18 protein-coding genes are annotated in these 19,909 nt (G+C 71.1%); 7 read left to right on the top strand and 11 right to left on the bottom strand.

The genetic code is table 11. From position 1 onward, the window contains the following. The first annotated feature begins 85 nt into the window (after positions 1 to 85). Positions 86 to 2,089 (top strand): C1 family peptidase, encoded by a 2,004-nt coding sequence (locus WMF12_RS08970; RefSeq protein ID WP_437745178.1) that lies wholly within the window; start codon positions 86 to 88, stop codon positions 2,087 to 2,089. Positions 2,090 to 2,100: 11 nt separating this feature from the next. Here WMF12_RS08970 and WMF12_RS08965 read toward each other — a convergent pair whose 3' ends face one another. From WMF12_RS08965 to WMF12_RS08940, 6 genes are all read right to left on the bottom strand, one after another. Beyond that, positions 2,101 to 2,898 (bottom strand): TetR/AcrR family transcriptional regulator, encoded by a 798-nt coding sequence (locus WMF12_RS08965; RefSeq protein ID WP_437745177.1) that lies wholly within the window; start codon positions 2,896 to 2,898, stop codon positions 2,101 to 2,103. Positions 2,899 to 3,053: 155 nt separating this feature from the next. Next, a complete protein-coding gene (locus WMF12_RS08960) occupies positions 3,054 to 3,338 on the bottom strand; it encodes a hypothetical protein (RefSeq protein WP_437870016.1) in 285 nt (94 codons plus the stop codon). Between the two features lie 197 nt (positions 3,339 to 3,535). Continuing rightward, positions 3,536 to 3,982 carry an NUDIX hydrolase gene (locus WMF12_RS08955; RefSeq protein WP_437870014.1) on the bottom strand — a complete coding sequence of 149 codons (447 nt, stop codon included), beginning with the start codon at positions 3,980 to 3,982 and terminating at the stop codon, positions 3,536 to 3,538. Then, on the bottom strand, positions 3,979 to 5,625 hold the full coding sequence (locus tag WMF12_RS08950) for a transglutaminase-like domain-containing protein (protein WP_437870012.1): 1,647 nt from the start codon (positions 5,623 to 5,625) through the stop codon (positions 3,979 to 3,981). Before WMF12_RS08950 ends, WMF12_RS08955 begins: the two co-directional genes overlap by 4 nt. A 148-nt stretch (positions 5,626 to 5,773) precedes the next feature. Beyond that, positions 5,774 to 7,024 (bottom strand): polynucleotide adenylyltransferase PcnB, encoded by a 1,251-nt coding sequence (pcnB, locus tag WMF12_RS08945; protein WP_437745173.1) that lies wholly within the window; start codon positions 7,022 to 7,024, stop codon positions 5,774 to 5,776. A gap of 405 nt (positions 7,025 to 7,429) precedes the next feature. Continuing rightward, positions 7,430 to 8,392, bottom strand: a complete 963-nt coding sequence (locus WMF12_RS08940) for a serine/threonine-protein kinase (RefSeq protein WP_437745172.1) — start codon at positions 8,390 to 8,392, stop codon at positions 7,430 to 7,432. Positions 8,393 to 8,836: 444 nt separating this feature from the next. Here WMF12_RS08940 and WMF12_RS08935 point away from each other — a divergent pair, with 444 nt between their 5' ends. Then, positions 8,837 to 9,871: a site-2 protease family protein gene (locus WMF12_RS08935; protein ID WP_437870011.1), complete on the top strand. Its 1,035-nt coding sequence runs from the start codon at positions 8,837 to 8,839 to the stop codon at positions 9,869 to 9,871. A 12-nt stretch (positions 9,872 to 9,883) separates the two neighbouring features. Here the strand turns inward: WMF12_RS08935 and coaD are convergent, their stop codons facing one another. Genes coaD through WMF12_RS08920 form a run of 3 tightly spaced genes read right to left on the bottom strand, consistent with a single transcriptional unit; the run spans position 9,884 to position 12,796 of the window. Further along, positions 9,884 to 10,381, bottom strand: coding sequence for a pantetheine-phosphate adenylyltransferase (gene coaD / locus WMF12_RS08930; RefSeq protein ID WP_012234349.1), 498 nt, complete (start codon positions 10,379 to 10,381; stop codon positions 9,884 to 9,886). A gap of 5 nt (positions 10,382 to 10,386) precedes the next feature. Next, positions 10,387 to 11,892, bottom strand: a complete 1,506-nt coding sequence (locus WMF12_RS08925) for a tetratricopeptide repeat protein (RefSeq protein WP_437870008.1) — start codon at positions 11,890 to 11,892, stop codon at positions 10,387 to 10,389. Between the two features lie 7 nt (positions 11,893 to 11,899). After that, positions 11,900 to 12,796: a 3'-5' exonuclease gene (locus WMF12_RS08920; RefSeq protein ID WP_437745169.1), complete on the bottom strand. Its 897-nt coding sequence runs from the start codon at positions 12,794 to 12,796 to the stop codon at positions 11,900 to 11,902. A gap of 313 nt (positions 12,797 to 13,109) precedes the next feature. Here WMF12_RS08920 and WMF12_RS08915 point away from each other — a divergent pair, with 313 nt between their 5' ends. Further along, on the top strand, positions 13,110 to 13,775 hold the full coding sequence (locus tag WMF12_RS08915; protein ID WP_012234346.1) for an HNH endonuclease: 666 nt from the start codon (positions 13,110 to 13,112) through the stop codon (positions 13,773 to 13,775). Positions 13,776 to 13,833: 58 nt separating this feature from the next. Here WMF12_RS08915 and WMF12_RS08910 read toward each other — a convergent pair whose 3' ends face one another. After that, a complete protein-coding gene (locus tag WMF12_RS08910) occupies positions 13,834 to 14,304 on the bottom strand; it encodes a hypothetical protein (protein WP_437869998.1) in 471 nt (156 codons plus the stop codon). Between the two features lie 95 nt (positions 14,305 to 14,399). On the opposite strand from WMF12_RS08910, the gene WMF12_RS08905 reads away from it, so the two are divergent. Next, complete coding sequence (locus tag WMF12_RS08905; protein WP_437869997.1) at positions 14,400 to 15,065, top strand: AgmX/PglI C-terminal domain-containing protein; 666 nt, start codon at positions 14,400 to 14,402, stop codon at positions 15,063 to 15,065. Positions 15,066 to 15,093: 28 nt separating this feature from the next. Next, positions 15,094 to 16,704, top strand: coding sequence for a hypothetical protein (locus WMF12_RS08900; protein ID WP_437869996.1), 1,611 nt, complete (start codon positions 15,094 to 15,096; stop codon positions 16,702 to 16,704). A gap of 367 nt (positions 16,705 to 17,071) precedes the next feature. Here the strand turns inward: WMF12_RS08900 and WMF12_RS08895 are convergent, their stop codons facing one another. Then, positions 17,072 to 17,449 carry a hypothetical protein gene (locus WMF12_RS08895; RefSeq protein ID WP_012234342.1) on the bottom strand — a complete coding sequence of 126 codons (378 nt, stop codon included), beginning with the start codon at positions 17,447 to 17,449 and terminating at the stop codon, positions 17,072 to 17,074. 492 nt (positions 17,450 to 17,941) lie between these two features. Between WMF12_RS08895 and WMF12_RS08890 the strand changes: the two genes are divergently transcribed. Together WMF12_RS08890 and WMF12_RS08885 are read left to right on the top strand one after the other, a co-directional pair. Beyond that, positions 17,942 to 18,766, top strand: a complete 825-nt coding sequence (locus WMF12_RS08890; RefSeq protein ID WP_437298758.1) for an OmpA family protein — start codon at positions 17,942 to 17,944, stop codon at positions 18,764 to 18,766. A 10-nt stretch (positions 18,767 to 18,776) separates the two neighbouring features. Then, the gene (locus tag WMF12_RS08885; RefSeq protein ID WP_437869994.1) at positions 18,777 to 19,712 is read left to right on the top strand and encodes a Ppx/GppA phosphatase family protein; all 936 of its coding nucleotides are present in this window, start codon (positions 18,777 to 18,779) and stop codon (positions 19,710 to 19,712) included. Positions 19,713 to 19,909 lie beyond the last annotated feature (197 nt).

The raw sequence follows: 19,909 nt of genomic DNA, 5'->3' as shown, positions 1-19,909 counted from the left end.
AGCCTCGCCCGAGGGGGCGGGCGCCGCCGACTTTGCCCCGCGCGCCGCCCGTGCGACACTCAGCGACTTCACGAGATCAGAAACCATGATCGATTCCGAGCGTTTCGCTGGGCGTCACGGGGACATCACGACCGACGCGCGCGCTGACGTCCTCGATTTCCGCGACACCCTCTATCGCCCCACGATGGTGGAAGTGCCTCCGATCATGCCCCCGGAGCGCTTCGTGGAGTACGGCGTGCCCGTGCTCGACCAGGGCAAGAACAACGGCTGCACCGGCTTCACGGTCGCCACCGTGGCGCACTACCTGCTGCGCAGGCGCCGGGTCTCGCCGGACCGCAGCCTCGTCAGCCAGAACATGGTGTACACGATGGCGCGCCGCTACGACGAGTACCCCGGCGAGGACGACGCGAGGGGATCCAGCCTGAGGGGCGCCATGAAGGGCTGGCACAAACACGGTATCTGCTCCGATGAGCACTGGCCGTGGGACGCGAACGATCTCCACGGCACGCTCACCCCGGAGCGCGCAGTGGACGCGATGCTCCGGCCGCTCGGCCTGTATCAACGGGTGAACCACAGGGACCTCCCGGCGATGCACAGCGCCCTCGCGGAGGTCGGGATCATCGCGGCCTCGGCGCTGATCCCGTTCAACGGCTGGTATTACGGGACCCAGAGGAACGGCATCATCCCGACGGTCGACAGGACGAACCCCTTCATCGCCCCCTGGGGAGGTCACGCGTTCGCGATCATCGGGTATGACGCGGAGGGCTTCTGGCTCCAGAACTCGTGGGGTGTCGGCTGGGGCAAGGGCGGCTTCGGTCGACTCTGTTACGACGACTGGCTTCAATACGGCTTCGACGCGTGGGTCGGGCGGCTCGGCGTCCCGATCCGCCTGAACCAGGCGCGCTCGCTCCGCCCGCTCACGTCCACCAGCCGGACGTTCGCCAGCCTGCGGCCGCACCTCGTCAGCGTCGACATGCACGGCCAGCTCCAGCAGCGCGGAGCCTACGGCACGTCGTCGGAGGACGTCCGTATCATCATGGAAGAGGATTTCCTGAGCGCGACCGCGACATGGAAGCGCCGCCGGCTCGTCCTGATCGCGGGCGGCGGGCTGCGCCGGCAGATCGACGCGATCAACCGGATGTCGCGCCTCCGGCCGAAGCTGCTCGGGCACGAGATCTACCCCATCGAGCTCCTCTGGGAGACCGACCACTACCCGCGCCTCCTCGAGATCCTCCATCGCGCCACGGAGGGGCGCCGCCACGACGGCTACGATCCCAGGGCGTTCGGGTTCATGATCGATCGGCGCGACGACGCCCTCGAGCCGCTCGTCCGCCGCATGGGCGGCAAGGCCGAGTGGGACCGCATGAAGCTGGCCGCGGGCGACGCGACGATGGACGCCGACCACGGCGGCGTCCGCGAGATGATCGGCCGCCTCGCGTCGCTGATGGACAGCGATCCGAAGATCGAGCTCCACCTGGTCGCCCATTCGAGCGGCACCTTCCTGCTCGCGCCGCTCGTCCAGCTGGTCACCTCGGAGAAGGGCAAGAAGATCGAGGGCGGCCCGATGCGAGGTCAGCTCGGGCTCGGTCTCCCCATCGAGTCGCTCTCCCTGCTCGCGCCGGCGAGCGCCATCGACGCGTTCCGCGACACGTACATGCCGCCTATCAAGAGCGGCATGGTGCGCCGGTTCGCCCTGTTCACGCTCACGGACGAGGCGGAGCTCCAGGACCACTGCGAGGTGTACGGCAGGTCGCTCCTCTACCTGGTGTCGAACGCTCTCGAGCGGCGCCCGCGGGTGCCCGGCACGAGCGGCGTCTCGCTGCTCGGCATGGAGGCGGGGCTCCTCGATCCGGAGAACGCCGACGTCCTTTCGCTGCTCACGGAGACCAAGGACGACCGGCCCGTCGTGTTTCCGAGGGCGGAGTGGATCAAGGGGCCCAACACGAGGCCCCCTCCCCACGGCTCCGAGGCGCGGCGGCATGAGGACTTCGAGAACGACATGACCACGTGGAAGTCCGTCATCGCCCGCATCCTCAACCAGCCGTTCGCCGATCACCTGCCGCCCATGTCGGCGCGGGATCCGTGGTGAACGCGCGCCCCTCACCCCTCCGGGCGGCGCCGCTCCACTGAGCTCAACCCGCGGAGTGCCGGGGCGCCGAGCCGCCCGGGCGCGAGCGGCGGCGCGCTCGCGCCGCTCAGGAGGAGCGCGAACGACGCCCGGATCTCCTCGCCGAAGTTGATCCGGAAGAGGCCCATATCGGGGCGGCTGCGGATATCGCGGATCACGTCGCTGGGATCGCAGACCTGGCGCATCCCGATGAGCAGGGCGTACATCCGGATGAGGGTCGGGCCGCCATGGCCGGGAGCGAGCGACGGCAGGCACCGCTCGAGCAGCACCCCGGTGCGCTCGACGTGACCCAGGAGAGAGAGCTTGAAGCGGAGCGCGGCCTCGTAGCTGACGTTCTGCTCGAGCACGCTGTGGAGGATGCCGAGCAAGCGTGTCATCGCGTCGCGCGCGGCGAGGGTGGTCGACAGGATCGAGGCGACGCTCGCCGACGCGTCCTCGGCAGGCGCCCCGGGCGCGCCGCGGCGGGCCCGCGAGGGCCGAGGGCGCGCCGCGCTCGCGTCACCGCGGGAGGCGCAGAAATGCGTCAGATGGATATCCACATCGTGGAACCACTTCGCGAGCTCTTGATCGACGACCGCGAGAAAGAGCTCCTCTTTCGTGGTGAAGTAGAGGTAGAGCGTGCCCTTGGCGAGCCTGGTGCGCTCGGCGACCTGAGCCATGGTGACCTCGGGATAGGGGGTCTCCTGGAACAGCTGCCAGGCTGCGTCGATGATGAACCGCCGCCGCTCCTCCTTCTGCTCCTCCTTCCTCGCTCTCCGCGTCGGGCTCATAGACTTCTCGGTCTACGATGTCTCCAGAAGCGCCGCAATCCAGACTCATCGGTCACCACACAGCGCGAATTCGAGCCGACGGGCGCGACCAGCGCTCGCCGCGATCGCTCAGCAGAGCAGCGAAACGCATGTTGCATCCGCGGTAACCGCGTTCATCACATTTCGCCGGACACGGTCACACCGAACCCGTGCAGACCAAGGAACATCGGGGTGATGCCCGAACGCGCCACCCGCTCGACGGTCCTTGAGAGGGCGCGCGCGACCCGCGCCGGGAGCCAGCCCGAGCCCTCGGGTACGCCGAGAGGCGCGGCGGCGCGCGAGACGCGCGCGACGCGCGGCGCGGGCAGCGCGAACAGGCCAGCGCCATCGTTGCAAGGCAGCGCGAAGCAGAGAGGAGAAGAGACGAGGGTCGCCACCACGACGACCACCAATCCCCTCATGATCGCCGAACCAGCGCTCACTCCTGCACCCACATCTAACCTAGCGCTGCCACCGGCGATTGTCGTGAGCGGCAGGGCAGCAAAATAACGCTGTTGCTGTCCAACAATGGAAGTTCGACATGGAGAGTCGCCCTTTCTGCGACATCCCACCTACGCCACGGCCGCGCCAAGTCGGGCGCTCCCTGGATCGCGCCGTTTCAGCCGGCGGCCGCCATCGCCAGGGCTTTATGGATCACGCGGAGCGCGACGTCGGTGAGGCCGTAGGCCGGCAGCTCGGGGACGGGCACGAGGGCCACCTCGGAGGCGTCGTCCCCTGGAGAGAGGGCGCCTCCGATCGACTCGCACAGATAATCGAGGATCACATAATGATAGGGAGTCGCCACGATCTCCACGACCTCCACGAGGGGACCGACGCGGACGTCGAGGCCCGTCTCCTCGCGGATCTCGCGGGCAACGGCGTCCGCGAGCCGCTCTCCGGGCTCCACGCGCCCACCCGGAAGCGACCAGGAGCCCGCGAGGGGAGGACGAGCGCGCTTGACGACGAGCACGCGCGGCGCGTCAGGCGCGTCCGGCCGGCGATCGATGACGACGGCGCCCACCGCGACGCGCGGGGGCGAGAGGGCGCATGCCGGCGCGTCGCTCACGGGGCGGCAGCTTCCGTGCGGCCGGCCTTGCAGCGGACGTCGCCCGGCGTCGCGACCGCGAGATCGTACTCGCCCAGCGCGAAATCGCCGGGGATCACGACGGCCCCGTCGTACCGGCCGCGGTCGTCGGTCGACAGCGAGCCGACCGTCACGCCCTGCGGCGCCGCGGTCCCCGTCAGGATCACGTCGACGCGGACGTGCCCGCACGGCGCCCCGGCGCTGCTGACCTGTCCCTGGAGGTGGAGGGGAAAGCCGCGGCGGATGTCCTTGTCCAGCGCGGTCACGACGACGTCGGTGCTCTCCGCCGCGCGCCCGGCCGCATCGCTCGTGGGCGAGGGCGCAGGGGGCGGCGGCACGGCGGCGCCGCTGCTCCCGGCCCCTGGGCCAGCGGGCCCCGGCTGCGTCTGCTCGGCGCGCGTGCGGTCGGCGAGATCCTGGCCCGAGTCGCGCTGCTCCGGCCAGCTGTAGGGATCCGGCGGCGGAACATGCGGCGGGCGGCTCGGATCGACCTCCTGGTCCATGTTGAGGGCGGCCCCCCCGAGGTCGATGCGGTGCCAGAGCGAGCCATCGAAGACCTCCACCCAGGCGTGCGCCTCGTTGACGACCATCCGCGCGGGGATCCCGATGTGCAGGGCGGTGACGAGGAACGCGAAGGCGCGGTGGCGGCAGACGCCTTTTCGCGAGAGCGCGAGATCCAGGTAGATGTCGCCGTTCCCCTTGGGCGGGTCGTCCGACGGGGCGAACGACCGGAAGTACTCGACCATCTTCTGAACGACGTCGCGCGGCCGCATCGCGGACGAGATGCCGATCGCCTGGGCGACCTGCCTGAACGCCGCCTCGTGGGAGGCCTCCTGCGGCCCGCGGAAGGGCTCGAGCTTGCTCCAGCCGACGTCGGCGAACTCGCTGCCGAAGGTCGCGCGGGCGATGGCGAGCTGCACGATGAGCCGGACGCGCGCGCTCTTCGTGCCGCGCACGAACCAGTTGTCGGCGCCGTCACGCAGGACGACGACCGGGGTATCGGGGTTCACGTGCATCCGCACGAGCCGCGTGTCCGGCCCGACCGTCGGGATCCGGACCGGCTCGTTGGGCACGAGATCGACCGCGATGTCCCCGTAGAACGCCTCGTCGCCCGCCGAGACGGCGCTGTCCGCCTTGACGGTCTTCAGGCTCCGATCTCGGACGATGAGCGAGTAGTCCGCCCTCACGGCGTCGTACGCTTGCAGCCGCTTGAACGGTGCGGTCGCGGGGGAGAACGGATCGTCGTAGCGCTCGACGTTCGGCCGGCGGGTGTCTCGATCCGGCTCGTAGGACGCGTCGGGGCCGGCATCGGATCCGACGTTGCTGTAGACCTGCTGCTGGTTCGACGGCGGGCGCTGCGGGTCGGGCGCCGTGGCCAGGCCGCTCGGCGTCTGGATCGCCGCGGGGAGCCCGCCGTCGAGCGTCGTCGTGGCGAGCGACACGTCCTCCGCGGGATCCGGCGCGATGAACTCGTGCAGGAGCGACGCCTGCGCATCGGCGAGCCGCGACACGGCGCAGGCAAGCGCGAACACGAGCAGGCTGCGCGCCGAGCCGCCGAACCGGCGCCTGGACGCGGGGACAGCCGGGGGAGCAGCAGGGCGCAGCCGTGCGACCGGAGAGGACATCAGGGGCCTCTTATGAAACCAGAAACCCCGGTGATGTTCCACGGCGGCTGGTCGGTTGCCGTCAGCTACCTGCCCGACGGCCATCTTCGATCGCGCCGGCGGCGCCGGCGGCCCCCACGTCGCCCACGTCGCCCACGTCGATCACCGGTCAGCGCCGGAACTGCGCGGCGTCGGCGTGCTGGCGCCGCGGGTGCGGGGCGGAGCGCAGCCGGTCGATCGCTTCCGTCGACTCTCCGCGCGCGGTGAGCTCGGCGGCGAGCACGTCGAGGGCGGGCTGGAAGATGTCCGTCCGCGCGAAGCGGCCAGCGCGACCGCCCACGAGCCTCGGCAGGACGGCGACGATGCGCCGCATGCCGTCGGCGTAGCGGCGGGAGATGGCCAGCCGGTCGATGAGAGGCTCGAGGAAATCGGCGACCGCCGCCGCGCGGTCGCGGACGCCGTCGCAGGCCTCCTTCATCGGCTCGAGGAGCAAGAGCGTCCAGAGGACCGTGTCGTCGAGCGGCCGATCCGCCGCGGTGCGCCGGTCGACGTAGTCGAGCACGCGCCAGAGGCGCTGGCCGGGGCCGTCATCGCCGCGATCGTCGTAGAGCAGCGCCGAGACCTCCGGCAGGAGGACGTCGAGCACCCCGGTCTCCCACGCGAGGTAGATGGTGCGGCGCGCCTGGCCGCCGCGCAGCAGGCGCAGAATCTCCTCCGAGAGGCGCGGGCGCGCCGCGAGCGCGAGCGCGTCCCGGCAGTAGACGACCGCATCGTAGACGTCGGGGGTGATCGCGAAGCCCAGCCGACCAGCGAACTTGAGCGCGCGCAGGATGCGGATCGGATCCTCGCGGAAGCGCGTCTCCGGATCGCCGATCGTGTGGACCACCTGGCGGCGCACGTCCTCCATGCCTCCGACCCAGTCGAGGATCTGCCGCGCCTCCACGTCGTAGAAGAGCGCGTTGATCCGGAAGTCGCGGCGGAGCGCGTCCTCGTGCGCGACGCCGAACGCGTTGTCGCTGCGGATGAGCAGCTCGCTCCCCTCCTCGGAGTCCTCCTTCGGGTTGCGGCGGAAGGTCGCCACCTCGATGACCTTCCCGCCCTGGAAGAGGACGTGCACCAGGCGAAACCGCCGGCCGATGATGCGCGAGTTGCGGAACAGCTCGCGGACCTCCTCCGGCCGCGCGCTGGTGGCGACGTCGAAGTCCTTCGGGCGCCGATCCAGCAGCAGATCCCGCACACAACCGCCTACCAGGTAGGCTTGGAAGCCGTGGCGTACGAGGCGTCGCACGACTTTCTGGACGTCCGGATCGATCCGCGCCTCGTCGAAGACGACCTGGTAGCGCCGCGGGGTGGGGATGTCTTCGTCGACGAGCTCGACGCGGAACGGATCTTCGTCGAGGGCGCCTGTGTCCGTCGGCATGAGCTCGCCCTCGGGCCCAGCGCGTGGCCCGAAGGCGCTGCGGCTCTCGTACATCGGGAGTTCGGCGTCTTGAAACGCCGCTGTACCGTTATCAGGTGATGGGGTCGCGCGACCCATAGTCAGGAACCGAGAAAGCGCCAGGCAGAGCCTGGAGGGAGTGGAGGACGACTGGCGCGCGATTCTGGGATTCCAGTACTCGCTGGAGAACCGACCCGCGCAGATGAGGCCCGCGCCCGCGGACCTCCGAACCGCGCCGGCTCGCTCGCCGCGGCCGGTGTCGGCCTGACGAGCGGATCCGGCTGTCGCCCGGAACAAGAGATGGTAACGGCCGTCTAGCAGGGCTTCGCCGTGAGAGCAAAGCCGAGGCGCAGGGAGGCCGACGGAAGCCTCCGGAGCGAGCGGGCTTCACGGTTTGGTGCCCCAGTGCCCGACGCCGGGGGGCGGCGGCGCGCCGGTGTCGGGCGGAACGGCGGACGACGTCCCGGCGCGGGCCTCGGGCGTCGCGAGCAGCGCATGCCGCAGCTCCGCCATCGAGGCGAACCGGCCGCGGGGGTCCTTCACGAGCGCCTTGCGCACGACGGCGTCGAGCTCGCGCGAGATGAGCAGCCCCGGGTGTACCCGGTGCAGCGGCGGCGGCGGCTCGCGCCCGTGCTTCTCTGCGATGGCCGGGTACGGGCCCTGAAAGGGGACACGGCCCGCGAGCATCTCGTAGAGCACGATGCCCAGGGAGTAGACGTCGGCGGCGGGCGCCGCCGGCGCGCCCTGCGCCTGCTCGGGCGCCATGTACTCCGGCGTCCCCACGACCCGGGGGAGCAGCGGGCCTTCGGCGCCCTGGCCCTGGATGCACGAGAAGCCGAAGTCGAGCAGCTTGACGATCTCGCGCCCGTCCGCCGCGTGCACGAGGAACACGTTCTCCGGCTTCACGTCGCGGTGGATCACCCCGGCGCGGTGGGCGGCGTCGATGCCCGAGGCGAGGTCGGCGGAGATCCGGACCGCGCGAGACGGGACGAGCGCTCGGGTGAACGTCAGCGTGTCGGCGAGATCGAGCCCGACGAGCAGCTCCATCGCGAAGCACGGCGCGTCGCCGGCACGCTCGAGCGCATCGACGCAGAGGACGTTGGGATGACGGACGCGCGACGCCGCGCCGGCCTCTCGCTCGAACCGCGCGACGAGCAGCGGATCGTCGCGGAGCTCTGCCCGGAGGACCTTGACCGCGACGCGCGACGTCGCGGCCTCACGCGGCCTGCCGACGCGATCCGCGAGGTAGACGTGCCCGACCCCGCCGCTGCCGAGCAGCTGCACGACGCGGTACTTGTCGCAGAGGAGCTTGCCCACGAGCGCTTCAGCGGCGACGCGAGCGGGAGGCATGGGATCGATCGTAGCGCAGTCGCGCCTGCCGAAGGGCACGGAGGGCACACGGACGCGACGGCGGCGCAGAAGAGAGCGCTGGCCAGCCTAGGCGCAGCCAGGAGAGGTTCGCGCCCGTACCATCGGGCGGCCGCATCGCGCGCCCCGCTGCAGCGCAGCGCTCCGGCCGCGACCGTTTCCACCGACCGGGCCGACGCCACAGGAGGACCGTGGCGCAGCGAGATGACGCGCAAAGTCATCGGTGTGCGCGCAGACCTGGTCGAGCCTGCAGCGGGTGTGGTCAAGGGTCCCGGGGCCAGGCGAGCAGCACACCGCCACCGCAGGGCCGCGCGCCGCCCAGCAGCGCGGCGTGCGCTCCTAGATCACGGCGAACTGCCCGCCCTGAGCGCAGGCGCGCGTGGATCGCTTGAGCGGCGACGAGGAGGCGGCCACGCTAGGCGCCGCATGACCGACGACCGTCGATCCTCCACCCCGAGCACGCTCGACCTCGACGCCGAGCTGGCGCCTGCGGCGACGAGCTCCGCAGAGCCGAGCGCAGCAGCCGCTTCGCACCCGCCCCCGCTGCGATGGCAGAAGAACCTCGCGCTCTTCTGCCTGACGGTCGTCTCGGTGTTCGTGGCCGGCACCCTCTGGACCCCGATCACGCCGGACGACGACAGCGCGCTCTCGTTCGTGAAGGCGCTGCCGCAGACGTGGCCGTTCGCGGTGCCGTTCCTGTCGATCCTGCTGGCGCACGAGTTCGGGCACTACTTCGCGGCGCGCGCGCACGGGGTGGAGGCGTCGCTCCCCTACTTCATCCCGCTCCCGGTGGTGAGCCCGCTCGGCACGATGGGCGCGGTGATCTCGATGAAGGGCAGGATCAAGTCGCGGAACGCGCTGCTCGACATCGGCGCCTCCGGCCCGCTGGCCGGCCTCGCGGTGGCGCTCCCGGTCCTCTTCGTGGGCCTCATGCACTCGGAGGTGCACGCGAGCTCCGGACCTGCGCTGCAGGAGGGGCGCAGCCTCCTGTATCTCCTGCTGAGGCGGCTCGCGGTCGGCCCGATCCCCGAGACCCATGACGTCTTCCTCGGCCCCACGGCGATGGCGGGGTGGGCCGGGCTGCTCATCACGGCGTTCAACCTCTTTCCCGTCGGCCAGCTCGACGGAGGGCACGTCGCGTACGCGTTGTTCGGCAAAGAGCAGGACCGCTACAGCCGCGCCGCGCACTTCCTGATGCTCGCGCTCTTCGTCGGCAACGTCGCCTATTTCACGCGGCACTTCATCACGGAGGGGCTGTCCGACGCGCTCATCTCCGCGGTCGCGAACGGGATGCCTTGGCTCACGTGGTTCGGCTTGGTCCACCTGATGTTGCACGTCGGTGGGCGGGAGCACCCTCCCACGGAGGCCGGCGAGCTGTCGCCGGCGCGCAAGGTGATCGCCGTGGTGACGCTGCTCCTGTTCGTGCTGCTGCTGATGCCGACCCCGTTCGGCACCTACTGAGCGCGCGGGCGCTCAGGGTTTCGCGGCGCCGAACTTCGCCCGGAGCGCGTCGCAGACGGCGGCGGGCGCGTAGTGGCTGACATCGCCGCCGTGGCTCGCGATCTCGCGCACGAGCGACGCGGAGACGAAGCCGTAGTGGGTGCGCGTCGGCAGGAACACGGTATCGACGCCGGGGAGCATGTCCGCGTTCGCGTGGGCGATCTGCAGCTCGTACTCGAAGTCGGTCGCCGCGCGCAGGCCGCGGACGATCACCCGCGCGCCGACGCGCTGGCAGTACTGGATGAGGAGCCCCTCGAACGAATCGATCCGCGCGTTCGTCACCTCGCTCGTGGTCTGGCGCAGCAGCTCCAGCCGCTCCGAGTACGTGAACAGCGGGTGCTTCGTCGGATGCCGGCCGACGGCGATGATCACCTCACCGAACAGCTTCGACGCCCGCTGGATCAGATCGAGGTGACCGAACGTGATCGGATCGAAGCTCCCCGCGTAAACCGCCAACAGATCCTTGGACATGACGCTCACTGGTCCGGCGTCCGCTTGGGAGCGCTCGCGGGCGGCGCCGACTTCGGAGCGGCCGCAGGCGGAGTCGACCTCGGAGCGGCCGCGGGGGGTGCCGTGGGGGGGGTCAGCGGCGCCTGGAGCGCGGGCCCCTGGGGCGCAGGTGAGCCGGGCGCGCCTGCTGGACCGGCGCCCTCTGCTGGCGGCGCAGCGGGAGCCTGCCCTTCGTTGACGGGCGCCGGCGCGCTGCCCCGGAGCACCTTGTTCACCGCGGTGTCGTCCTCGATCCACATGAGCCGACCGCCGTCGCCGAAGGTGACACGGAAGTAGGCGAGCAGCCCCGCCCCGATCACGCCGTCCAGATCGAGCTGGAGCTGCTTCTCGACCGCCTGGAGCGGCGCCCCGTACACGCCCGGGACCTTGGGGATCTCCAGCGCGCCCAGCCGCAGCATCGGCACGACGCCCTGCTTCAGCTTCTGCTCTGGATCCTGCTCGACCCGCTTCAACCCATCGGCCTCGAAGCCGGCCTTCTTCCAGCCTTCCTTGTCGAGCGCGATCGGGAACGTCATCGACGTGTCGATGAGCAGCGGCCCCTGCACCGACTTGTCGGGGCCGAGGCTGCTCCGCAGCACCATGCCGCCGCCCTTGATGAACGCGACGTCGACGCGCGTCGCGTCGGGCGGCGCCGGCGGAGAGAAGCTGCGCACGACGAACTGCCAGCCGCTGTAGTCGATGGTCGCGTTGAGGCGGCGGAGCAGGTTCACCCCGAGCAGCGCCTTGACCGGCGCGCCGATCTGCTTCGAGACGCCCGACAGGTCCTGCGTGAGGGCGGGCACGTCGTTGATCTCGAGCTTCTTGCCGAAGCGGAGGGAGACCCAGCTCGGCTCCTTGCGCGTGCTGCTGTCGAGGACCACCTCGCCCGTGCCGGTCGACACCATCGCGAGCGCCGACTCGCCGTCGATCTCGAGCGGGACGACGAAGAACGGGGCCGCGGGGCTGACGTGCTGCATCTCGATCGCCGCGAGGAGCGCGCCCGAGACCGTGAACGGCGCGCGCCCCGCGCCGCGCCTCGCCAGCTTGGCGATCGACTTCGCCCACTCGTCGACGACATCGGGATCGTCGAGCATCGCCTCGAGCTCGTCGGCGGCGGCGTCGAGATCGCCCTTGTACCAGAGCGCGCGCCCGCGGAGCCCTGCGGCCTCGGAGCCGGCGACGCCCTTGAGGAGGCGCAGCGCCTCGGCGTAATCGAGCCGGGCCAGCGCGATGCGCCCCGCGAGCAGCCGGGCCTCGGTGTCGGTCGGGACGATCGTCAGCGCCCTCGAGACCGCATCGCGCGCGTTCTCGACGTCGGCGGACTGGAACTCCTGTCGAGCGCGGGCGAGCCATTTCTCGGCCGCCGGCGGGCGGGCGGACTCCGGGCCGATCATGCTCGAGCACGAGGCGAGGAAGGTCGCGGTCAGGAGGCCGCCGAGGCGGACGGCGAGGGAGCTTCTCGTCGGCGAGGTTCGGTTCGAGTGGATTCGCACGTGGATCTCAGGCCTTTTGCGGCACGCCGTCCGGCCCGAGCTCTCCCGGCGAAATCGGCTCGATCGCCAGGATGCGATCGGCCCGTAGCTCGCGACGGCTGCGCGACGGGAGCAGATAGCCGAGAACCCGGGGTGGGTCGAGGTCCGTTCGCACCCCCGTTACGCACACGACGAGCTCCTCCGGCCCCCGGCGCGCCGGACGGTACCTCACGCGCACGGTGGCGGCATGCTCGGCCGCGCGCACCGCCGCTGCCACCAGCGCCGGGCGGGCGTGGCGCTCGCCGATCCGGACGTGCCACAGGTCGCGCGGCGTCCGCGGCGCGAGGACCTCCACGATCTTGCGGAACACGGCGCGCAGGGCATGGACGTCGTCTTCGGCGCGGTGAGCGCGCTCGCGGTGCACGCCGAGCTCCCTGCAGAGGGAGGCGAGGCTGTGGCTCGGCAGGGCGAAGGCCCGGCGGGAGAGGACGAGCGTGTCGAGGTAGCACGGGAGGCGCCTCGCCCTGCCCGCCCGCGCAAACTCGGCCTCGAGGAACGCCACGTCCCATGCGGCCGCGTGCGCGACGAGCACCGCGCCCTCCGTGACCTGGTCGATGCGATCGCAGAGCTCGGCGAACGTGGGCGCGCCCGCGAGCTCCCGCGGATCGATGCCGTGCACGTGCGCGTTGCCGAACACGCCCGGCTCGGGCCGCACGAGCGACGTGATCGCGTCCTCGCACGCATCCCCCCGCGTCCGCTCGGCGCAGACCTCGATCACGCGATCGCTCTCGGGGCGGAGGCCCGTCATCTCGAGATCGAGGAACACGAGCGGCGCGCTCTCGATCGGATCATCCCATGGCGAGCCGGCAGGGGGCTCCGCGCCGGTCGCCCGCTCGGGCCCCACCCCTTCGCGCTGCTCCGTCATCCGACCTGCTTCCCCACCACGGCGGCTCGACCCAGGAGACGACCGTCCCTCGACATGGACGCGTCTTAGCGAATACGGCGCCCGATCGAAAGCGATCCGCGCGGAGCGTCGAGCGCGGCACGTAACGTCCGGGCTCCGGCGCGCAGCCCGAGCTTCGACAGGGCGGGCGCCGGGGGTTTTCGAGGCGATGCCCTGACGGCTCAGGGCGCGGCGTCGCGCCCGATCCGCCGCGCGGCAATGGCAGAGATCCAGCAGAAACGCCGCCGTGCAGCGCCGGATGTTCACCGGAGCTTTCGTTGCTACACTGCCCAGCGTGCCGGACGGGGTAGCTACAGTCCCGGGAGGCTCTCCTCACGAGGAGCTCGATCTCGGCGACGGTTTTTCTGGGTTCCGCTGCGAGCGTAGGACCGAGCCGCTCGATCTCCCGGTCCTCGTGGTGAACCGCTTCTTCCAACCTGTGCAGATCACGACGGCGCGTCGCGCTTTCCTCCTGCTCTTCGGCGGGGCCGCCCTCGCCGTCGACGAGGTCGGCGATCTGCACGATTTCTCGGCGTGGCGGAGCTTGCCGGTGCGCGAGAAGGACGATGGCCTCCCCGTGGTCGGCGGCTCGCTCCGCGTGCCGCGCGTCCTCCACCTCCGCCGGTACGACCGCATGCGGCGCCCGACGATCCGGCTGACGCGGAAGAACGTGATGCTCCGCGACACGCACCAGTGCCAATACTGTGCGCGCCGCCCGCCCGTTCGCGATCTCAACATCGACCACGTGCTCCCCCGGTCGCGCGGCGGCGAGGACACCTGGGAGAACCTCGTGACCGCGTGCCGCACATGCAACCTCCGCAAGGGCTGGCGCACGCCGGACGAGGCCAGCATGCGGCTCATCCGCCAGCCTCTGCCGCCGCGGTGGTCAGCGACGATGCAGATCCTGATCGGCTTGCCGCATTCGTTCGACGAGTGGAGCCCCTTCCTCAGGGCCGGCTGACGGGCTCCCCCGTGGGTCTCTCCTCGGCGCCGAAGGCAGGCGCCGACGAGCTGTTCGTTCACGGCGCCACGGTCACGCGCCCTTGCTCGTCGCAGTAGGCGATCGCTCTCCACCCCTCCTCGGTGCAGAGGAAGAAGTCGATGCAGCCGGTCCAGCACGCGGTACCCACGCAGGTCTCCGCGGCATCCGCCGGGCAGTCCGGCTCCTGCAGGGCGGGCGAGCAGCCCGCGGCCTCGCCGCTGCGATCGAGCGTCACGACCTCGCACGCGCCGGGGCCGCCACCCGCGCCCGCATCCCGGTCCCCGGCAGGCTCACCGGCGGAATCGCAGGCCGCGGCCTCCGTCCAGGCCCCATCGAGGCAGTCGTAGAGCGCACGACACGCGGCATCGTCGCAGGTGCCCCCCCGGCCGACCGGGCACCCTCCCTGGGGGATCTGGCCGCACAGCTGCGGCTCCGCGATGGGATCGCAGCCTGCCGGCGCGAGGACGGCGACGGCGGCGGCCGCGATGAAGCACAGCGGGATCTTCAAGACGGCCGTCGAGGAGAGCTCAGATTGCCGGCGGGAGGGGAGAAAAACGCAAGGCGCCTCGCCTCCGCTCAGCCGAACCGTTTAGTATGCGCGCCATGCGTCCCTGCGCCACTGCCAGCGCCGTGTTCACCGGAGTCCTCCTCGCCGCGGCCCTGTTCGCTGCCTGCTCGAGCGGCGCCGCGCCGCCGCCTTCGCCGCCTGACAGCGCGCCGCTCGGCGCTTCGCCGCCGCCTGCCTCGCAGCCGACGTCCCCTGGCGCCACGGCCCCTGGCGCCGCGGACCCGGGCGCCGCGGACCCGGGCGCCGCCGCGCCCGCGCAGCCGGACCGGCCTGCGAGCCGCAAGAAGGCCCCTGAGACCGTCGAGGACTGCAAGGTCATCGCCTCCGAGATCACGAACGATCCGCCGGACGGCGGGGTCGTGATGAACAACGCGACGACCTCCGCCGACGCCGGATCGAGCGATCGGCTGCAACCGCTCGTCGACGCGATCAAGGCGAGGCGCGACGGCTTTCGCTGCTGCTTCGATCTCTACGCCCGCAAGCACCCGGGCGCGCAGGGCAGGATCACGTGGCAGCTCAAGCTGAAGCCCGACGGGACCTTCGAGGAGGCGAGCATCGTGCGCGACAAGAGCGACGTGACCGCGCCGCAGGTCGAGTCCTGCATGGAGGAGCTCGCGAAGTCGATCACCTGGGCGCGCTCGCCGAGCGGCAAGGAGACCGTGCTGACCTACCCCTTCGACTTCAAGCGACGCAACTACTAGCAGCGCGCCGCCTGCGAGGAGCACGTCAGTGTCGAGCGACGCTTCGGGGATCCTGCGCGGCTCGGGCCACCCCGGCCGCAACGCCTACGCCGAGCTGCTCCGCGACACGCGCGGCCTGAGGCGAGAGCAGCAGCAAGCGCGCGAGGCGTGGTTCGCGCGCCTCGCGGCCGACAAGAAGGACGAGACGCTCTTCGAGCTCGAGATCCTCCTGAAGGGCGTCGCTTGCTTCGCGAACCCGCGGAACCACCCGGGCGCCGGGCGGCGCCAGACGATCGTCAGCCACGACTTCCGCGAGCACCTCCAGCACGCCCGCGACGGCATGGCGCGCGTCGTCCAGCTGACGCGCACCATGCTCGGCGATCGCGATCGCGCCTTCGTCTTCCAGCGCTACCTGGAGACGGTGCTCCCGGAGGACACGGCGCGCACGCGCCTCCTCCACGCGACGATGGCGCAGGAGTCGCCGGAGTCGAGCCTCTTCGTGCTTCGGCACGGCTTCACGAACCTCATCGAGGTCGCGGGCGGGCTGCTCCGGTTGCCGAGGGTCAGCTTCAGGCTCTTCTACGCCCACCTCGCGACGGCGATGCGCGAGATCGCCCAGAGCACGTTCTTCAACCCGCTCCACGCGCTCGAGTTTCGCCCGGAGTTCGATCGCATCCCGTCGACGCAGGTGCTCGAGCTCATCCACCGCGTGCCCGGCGAGCAGGCGCACCGGCTCGTGGCGCTCACGTTCCTCGCGCTGTTCAGGATGCTCAGGTACCTCCGCCTGCTCGACGCCATCGCGCTCGATCACTCGGATCACCGCGTGGCGGGGCGCGGGTACCTCGTGCTCGCGGTCCTGCGCAGCGACGCCCGCGCGCTCTCGAACTACCTCCGGCGCCGAGCGGGCGCGCTGCTCGCGGACAGCTTCGAGCGCGATCTGCTGCGCGTGCCCGCGAGCGACATCGTCGCGCGCCACGACGAGCTCGCCGCCGAGGGGCACCGCCTCCTCTCCACGAAGGCCGCGCTGACCGGGCTCGCCGCCAACCTGCGGCTCGAGATGCGCCGCGCCTTCGAGCACGACCTCCCGCCCGCCGACGCGCTGGTGAGCGAGTCCGAGTACCGCGTCCGCCTCCGCGCCGTCTCGCACGGCCTCCGCCCCGCGCTGCAGAACGCGATCCTGTTCCTCGGCAGGTCGCTCGGCGCGAAGCTCGAGGAGGGCCGCGTCTTCGACGATCAGGCAGCGCGGCGCGCGACGAGCGATCGCCTCCGACGCGACGTGTGGATGTTCGCCCAGATCGCGCGCGCGTTCGCGAGCAAGGCGCGCAACACCGGCCCGGCGCCCGATCGATGGACCGGCATCGCGAGCTTCGCGTTCGTGCGCGAGTTCCTCTCGTATTTCCGGGCGATGGGCTACCCGCTGCTCCGGGTGGGCGACTATCCCCACGTCGACGCGTTCGTCTCCGCGATGACGGCGCTCGAGGAGAGCGACCTCCTCGATCCGCAGCGGCTCGACGCCGCCATCCGCGAGTGCGAGGCGTTCTTCGAGTTCCTGATGAAGCTGTTCGAGCAGATCTCGAAGCGCGAGGACCTCGCCGGCGTCCCGTTCGATCGCAAGGGCGCCGCGCGCGCTCTCCGGCTCTACCTCGGCGAGCGCACCTGAGCGCCCCTCGCGGGCCGCGCCGCCGCATCCTCAGAGCGCACCAAGAGCACGAGCGCCGCTCGCAGATCCTGGAAGCTCCCCCGCAGTCCGCCGTCGCTGAGCGGGGCGCACGCGCCCCACCCGCCGCTCCGGCACCCCGGCGAACAGGCGCAGCGCGCCGATGCCGGCCACCTCGGCCGCAGGCGGCGGCGCAGCCGCGGGGACATCGTCCACCCGCGCGCCTCCGGCCTGGACCCGCGCGTCCGGATCCGCGGCGTCCTCACCCCCCGATGGTCTTGTAAGACGGATTATCTGGTCGCAACCGGCGGGTCGGCTCGCTGCGCCTCGTTCTGTTGGAAGACCCGAGGCGCTCCCGTGTCGTGTCGCCTTATTCCGACTCGTCGGACGGGCCGGTGCTCGCAGGAGCAGGCGCCGGCGTGCTCTTGCGCGCGCCGCGGGTGCTCGCGCCCTTGGCCGGCGCGCGCTTGGCGGCGGCGCGTCCTCGAGGAGCAGCCGCCTTCTTCGGCGCAGCCGCCCGCTTGCCGGCGGCCTTCGCCTTGCGCTTCGGAGCGGCCTTCTTCGCGGCCGGCTTCTTGGCGGCGGCGCGCTTCGGGGTCTTCTTGGCGGCGGCGCGCTTCGGGGCGGCCTTCTTCGCTGCCTTCCGCGCCGGCTTCTTCGCGACCTTCCCGGCCTTCGCGGCGGCCGGCTTCTTGGCCGACTTCGTCACCTTCTTCGCAGGCTTCTTCGCGGTCTTCTTAGCAGCCATTGGAAATCCTCCTGCATTCGCCCCGGCACGGCACGGCGGACATCGCCGAACGTCCTCTCCGCTACAGTTTCCTTACCGAGGCAACAGATGTTGCACGACGTATATTGCCACGCATGGTGATGGTCAAGGAAAATCTTGCAGGCCCTAAACTGATGTATCCCGTGTGTTCCAGGCAAACTGGTCCGCAAGCGTTGCGAGGGTAAACGTCGGAGCAGGCCGTGGTGAAAGCAACCAGACCGAACCGTACGATTGATTTTTGTTGACAACTTATTGAATGTCTGTCTTGCCCATTTGCGCTCCTTCCTGGCGATCGCGCGCCTGCACGGCGCGGCAAACGGCGCCGGTGTGCTCATGGTCGCACGGAGGTCCAGCGTTGCGCAGGCTCTAGAGAGCCTTGTGCGGCGCCATTCGCCTCGCTACGGTCGCGCCGCCTGCGCGGCGCCCCTCATGGCCGAGCGCCGCGCTGCTCTAGGCTGCTCTAGGAGGAAAGGTATGTTGGTTCGTCGCTCGACGTCGTGGTTGTTGCTTGGCGCAACGCTCCTTGCGGGCTCGGGGGCGCTCGGGTGCGGCTACTCGGAGGAGGAGATGCAGGCGAAGATCCGCGAGATCGAGGGCCTGAAGACCCAGCTGAGCGCCGAGCAGGCGCAGAACAAGAAGGCCAAGAGCGAGCTCGACGAGGCGGCGGCCCGGATCGAGCAGCTCAAGTCCCAGCTCAAGGCAGCAGGCGTGGACATCTCCAACCTGAACGCGAACCTCGAGCAGCAGGCGCGCGCGCTCGAGGATTTCCGCCGCCGTGCCCAGCAGCTCGAGGACATCAAGAAGCGCTTCGAGGTCCTGCGGGACAAGCTCCAGGCCCTCACCAAGCTCGGGCTCAGCGTGACCGTCCGTAACAACCGGATGGTCATCCAGCTGCCCGGCGACGTCCTCTTCGACTCGGGACGGGAGACGCTCAAGAAGGAGGGTCAGGAGATCCTGCTCAAGGTGGCCGAGGTCATCCGCAACGACTCCGGCCTGTCGGCGCGCTCCTTCCAGGTCGCCGGGCATACGGACAACGCGCCGCTCGCCGGCGGCCGCTTCAAGGACAACTGGGGGCTCAGCGTGATGCGCGCCCGCGAGGTGCTGGCGTTCCTGCTCCAGCCCGAGGACAAGGCCGGCGGCGGCCTCAAGCCCGAGCGGTGGAGCGCCTCCGGCTACGGCGACACCGACCCGGTGAAGCCCAACGACACCCCGGAGAACAAGCAGGCCAACCGGCGCTGCGAGCTCGTGGTGCTGCCGAACGTCGAGGAGATGCTCGACCTGAAGACGCTCACCCAGTAAGGCTCGGGGCATGAGCGTCGCGGCCATCGACATCGGCACGAACTCGGTCCTCCTGCTCATCGCCGAGCGCCGCGGGGGTGAGCTCGTCGCGCTCGTCGAGCGCGCGACCATCACCCGGCTCGGCCAGGGGGTCGACGCGGCGCGCGCGCTCGCGCCCGAGGCCGTGGAGCGCACGCTCGCCTGCCTCGCCCGCTACGGGGAGGAGCTCCGGTCCCGGGGGGTCGAGCGTGTGGACGCCGTCGGTACCAGCGCGATGCGCGACGCCGCCGGCGGCGAGGCGTTCATCGCCCGCGCCCGCGAGCTCATCGGCGTCGCGCCGCGCGTGATCTCCGGGCCGGAGGAGGCGGCGCTCACGTACGCCGGCGCGCTGACGGGGCTCGACCTGCCGACCCGCGGTCCCACGATCGTGGTCGACGTGGGCGGCGGTAGCACGGAGATCATCGTCGGCAGCGCCGGCGGCGCGGTGGAGCAGGCGGTGAGCCTCGACGTGGGGAGCGTCCGCCTGACCGAGCGTCACGTGCGCACGGATCCGCCGGCCGCCGCAGACCTCGAGGCCGTCCGCGCCGACGTCCGGGCGGCGCTGGCGACGCTTCCAGCCGTGCCCCAGCTCGCGGCGCCCACCCTCGTCGGCGTCGCGGGCACGGTGACGACCCTCGCCGCGCTCGTGCGCGACGTGGCCCCCTACGACGGCGCCCGCGTGCATGGCGCGCGGGTATCCGGGGCAGAGATCGTGGACATCACGTCCCGCCTCGCCTCCCTGCCGCTCGCCGCGCGCAGGCAGCTGCGCGCGCTGGATCCAGCGCGCGCGGACGTCATCGTGGCGGGCAGCGTGCTCATCGAGGAGATCCTCGCGTGGGCCTCGAGGTTCGCCGGAGCTCCCGTCGATCTCGTCGCTTCGGATCGCGGCGTCCGCTGGGGGCTCGCCGAACGCCTCAGCGCCGCCTGAGCACCCCGGCTCGTTTGAAGGCTGGACGGACTCAGTGCCCCAGGTCCGTCGCTTCCGTCACATTTTCGAGTCATCCCACCCAGGTCAGGTCCGCCACCTCTCCCGGAGAGGCCCGCTCTGCCCTAAACTAGGCGGGTGAGCCGGCGCGCACCTACGCCGATGCCTCCATCGGTACACACTGTCACCCCGCCCGACCC

It is taken from the genome of Sorangium sp. So ce363 (genome assembly GCF_051520435.1).
Classification (GTDB): Bacteria; Myxococcota_A; Polyangia; order Polyangiales; family Polyangiaceae; genus Sorangium; species Sorangium cellulosum_B.
The sequence above is the reverse complement of the archived record's forward strand: the minus strand, read 5'-3'. Positions and strand labels throughout refer to the sequence as shown.

Excerpts from the sequence above, each read along its gene's own strand:
- WMF12_RS08970 (WP_437745178.1), top strand. The coding sequence starts at position 86 with ATGATCGATTCCGAGCGTTTCGCTGGGCGTCACGGGGACATCACGACC.
- WMF12_RS08965 (WP_437745177.1), bottom strand. The coding sequence starts at position 2,898 with ATGAGCCCGACGCGGAGAGCGAGGAAGGAGGAGCAGAAGGAGGAGCGG.
- WMF12_RS08960 (WP_437870016.1), bottom strand. The coding sequence starts at position 3,338 with ATGAGGGGATTGGTGGTCGTCGTGGTGGCGACCCTCGTCTCTTCTCCT.
- WMF12_RS08950 (WP_437870012.1), bottom strand. The coding sequence starts at position 5,625 with ATGTCCTCTCCGGTCGCACGGCTGCGCCCTGCTGCTCCCCCGGCTGTC.
- pcnB (WP_437745173.1), bottom strand. The coding sequence starts at position 7,024 with ATGCCGACGGACACAGGCGCCCTCGACGAAGATCCGTTCCGCGTCGAG.
- WMF12_RS08940 (WP_437745172.1), bottom strand. The coding sequence starts at position 8,392 with ATGCCTCCCGCTCGCGTCGCCGCTGAAGCGCTCGTGGGCAAGCTCCTC.
- WMF12_RS08935 (WP_437870011.1), top strand. The coding sequence starts at position 8,837 with ATGACCGACGACCGTCGATCCTCCACCCCGAGCACGCTCGACCTCGAC.
- coaD (WP_012234349.1), bottom strand. The coding sequence starts at position 10,381 with ATGTCCAAGGATCTGTTGGCGGTTTACGCGGGGAGCTTCGATCCGATC.
- WMF12_RS08920 (WP_437745169.1), bottom strand. The coding sequence starts at position 12,796 with ATGACGGAGCAGCGCGAAGGGGTGGGGCCCGAGCGGGCGACCGGCGCG.
- WMF12_RS08905 (WP_437869997.1), top strand. The coding sequence starts at position 14,400 with ATGCGTCCCTGCGCCACTGCCAGCGCCGTGTTCACCGGAGTCCTCCTC.
- WMF12_RS08895 (WP_012234342.1), bottom strand. The coding sequence starts at position 17,449 with ATGGCTGCTAAGAAGACCGCGAAGAAGCCTGCGAAGAAGGTGACGAAG.
- WMF12_RS08890 (WP_437298758.1), top strand. The coding sequence starts at position 17,942 with ATGTTGGTTCGTCGCTCGACGTCGTGGTTGTTGCTTGGCGCAACGCTC.
- WMF12_RS08885 (WP_437869994.1), top strand. The coding sequence starts at position 18,777 with ATGAGCGTCGCGGCCATCGACATCGGCACGAACTCGGTCCTCCTGCTC.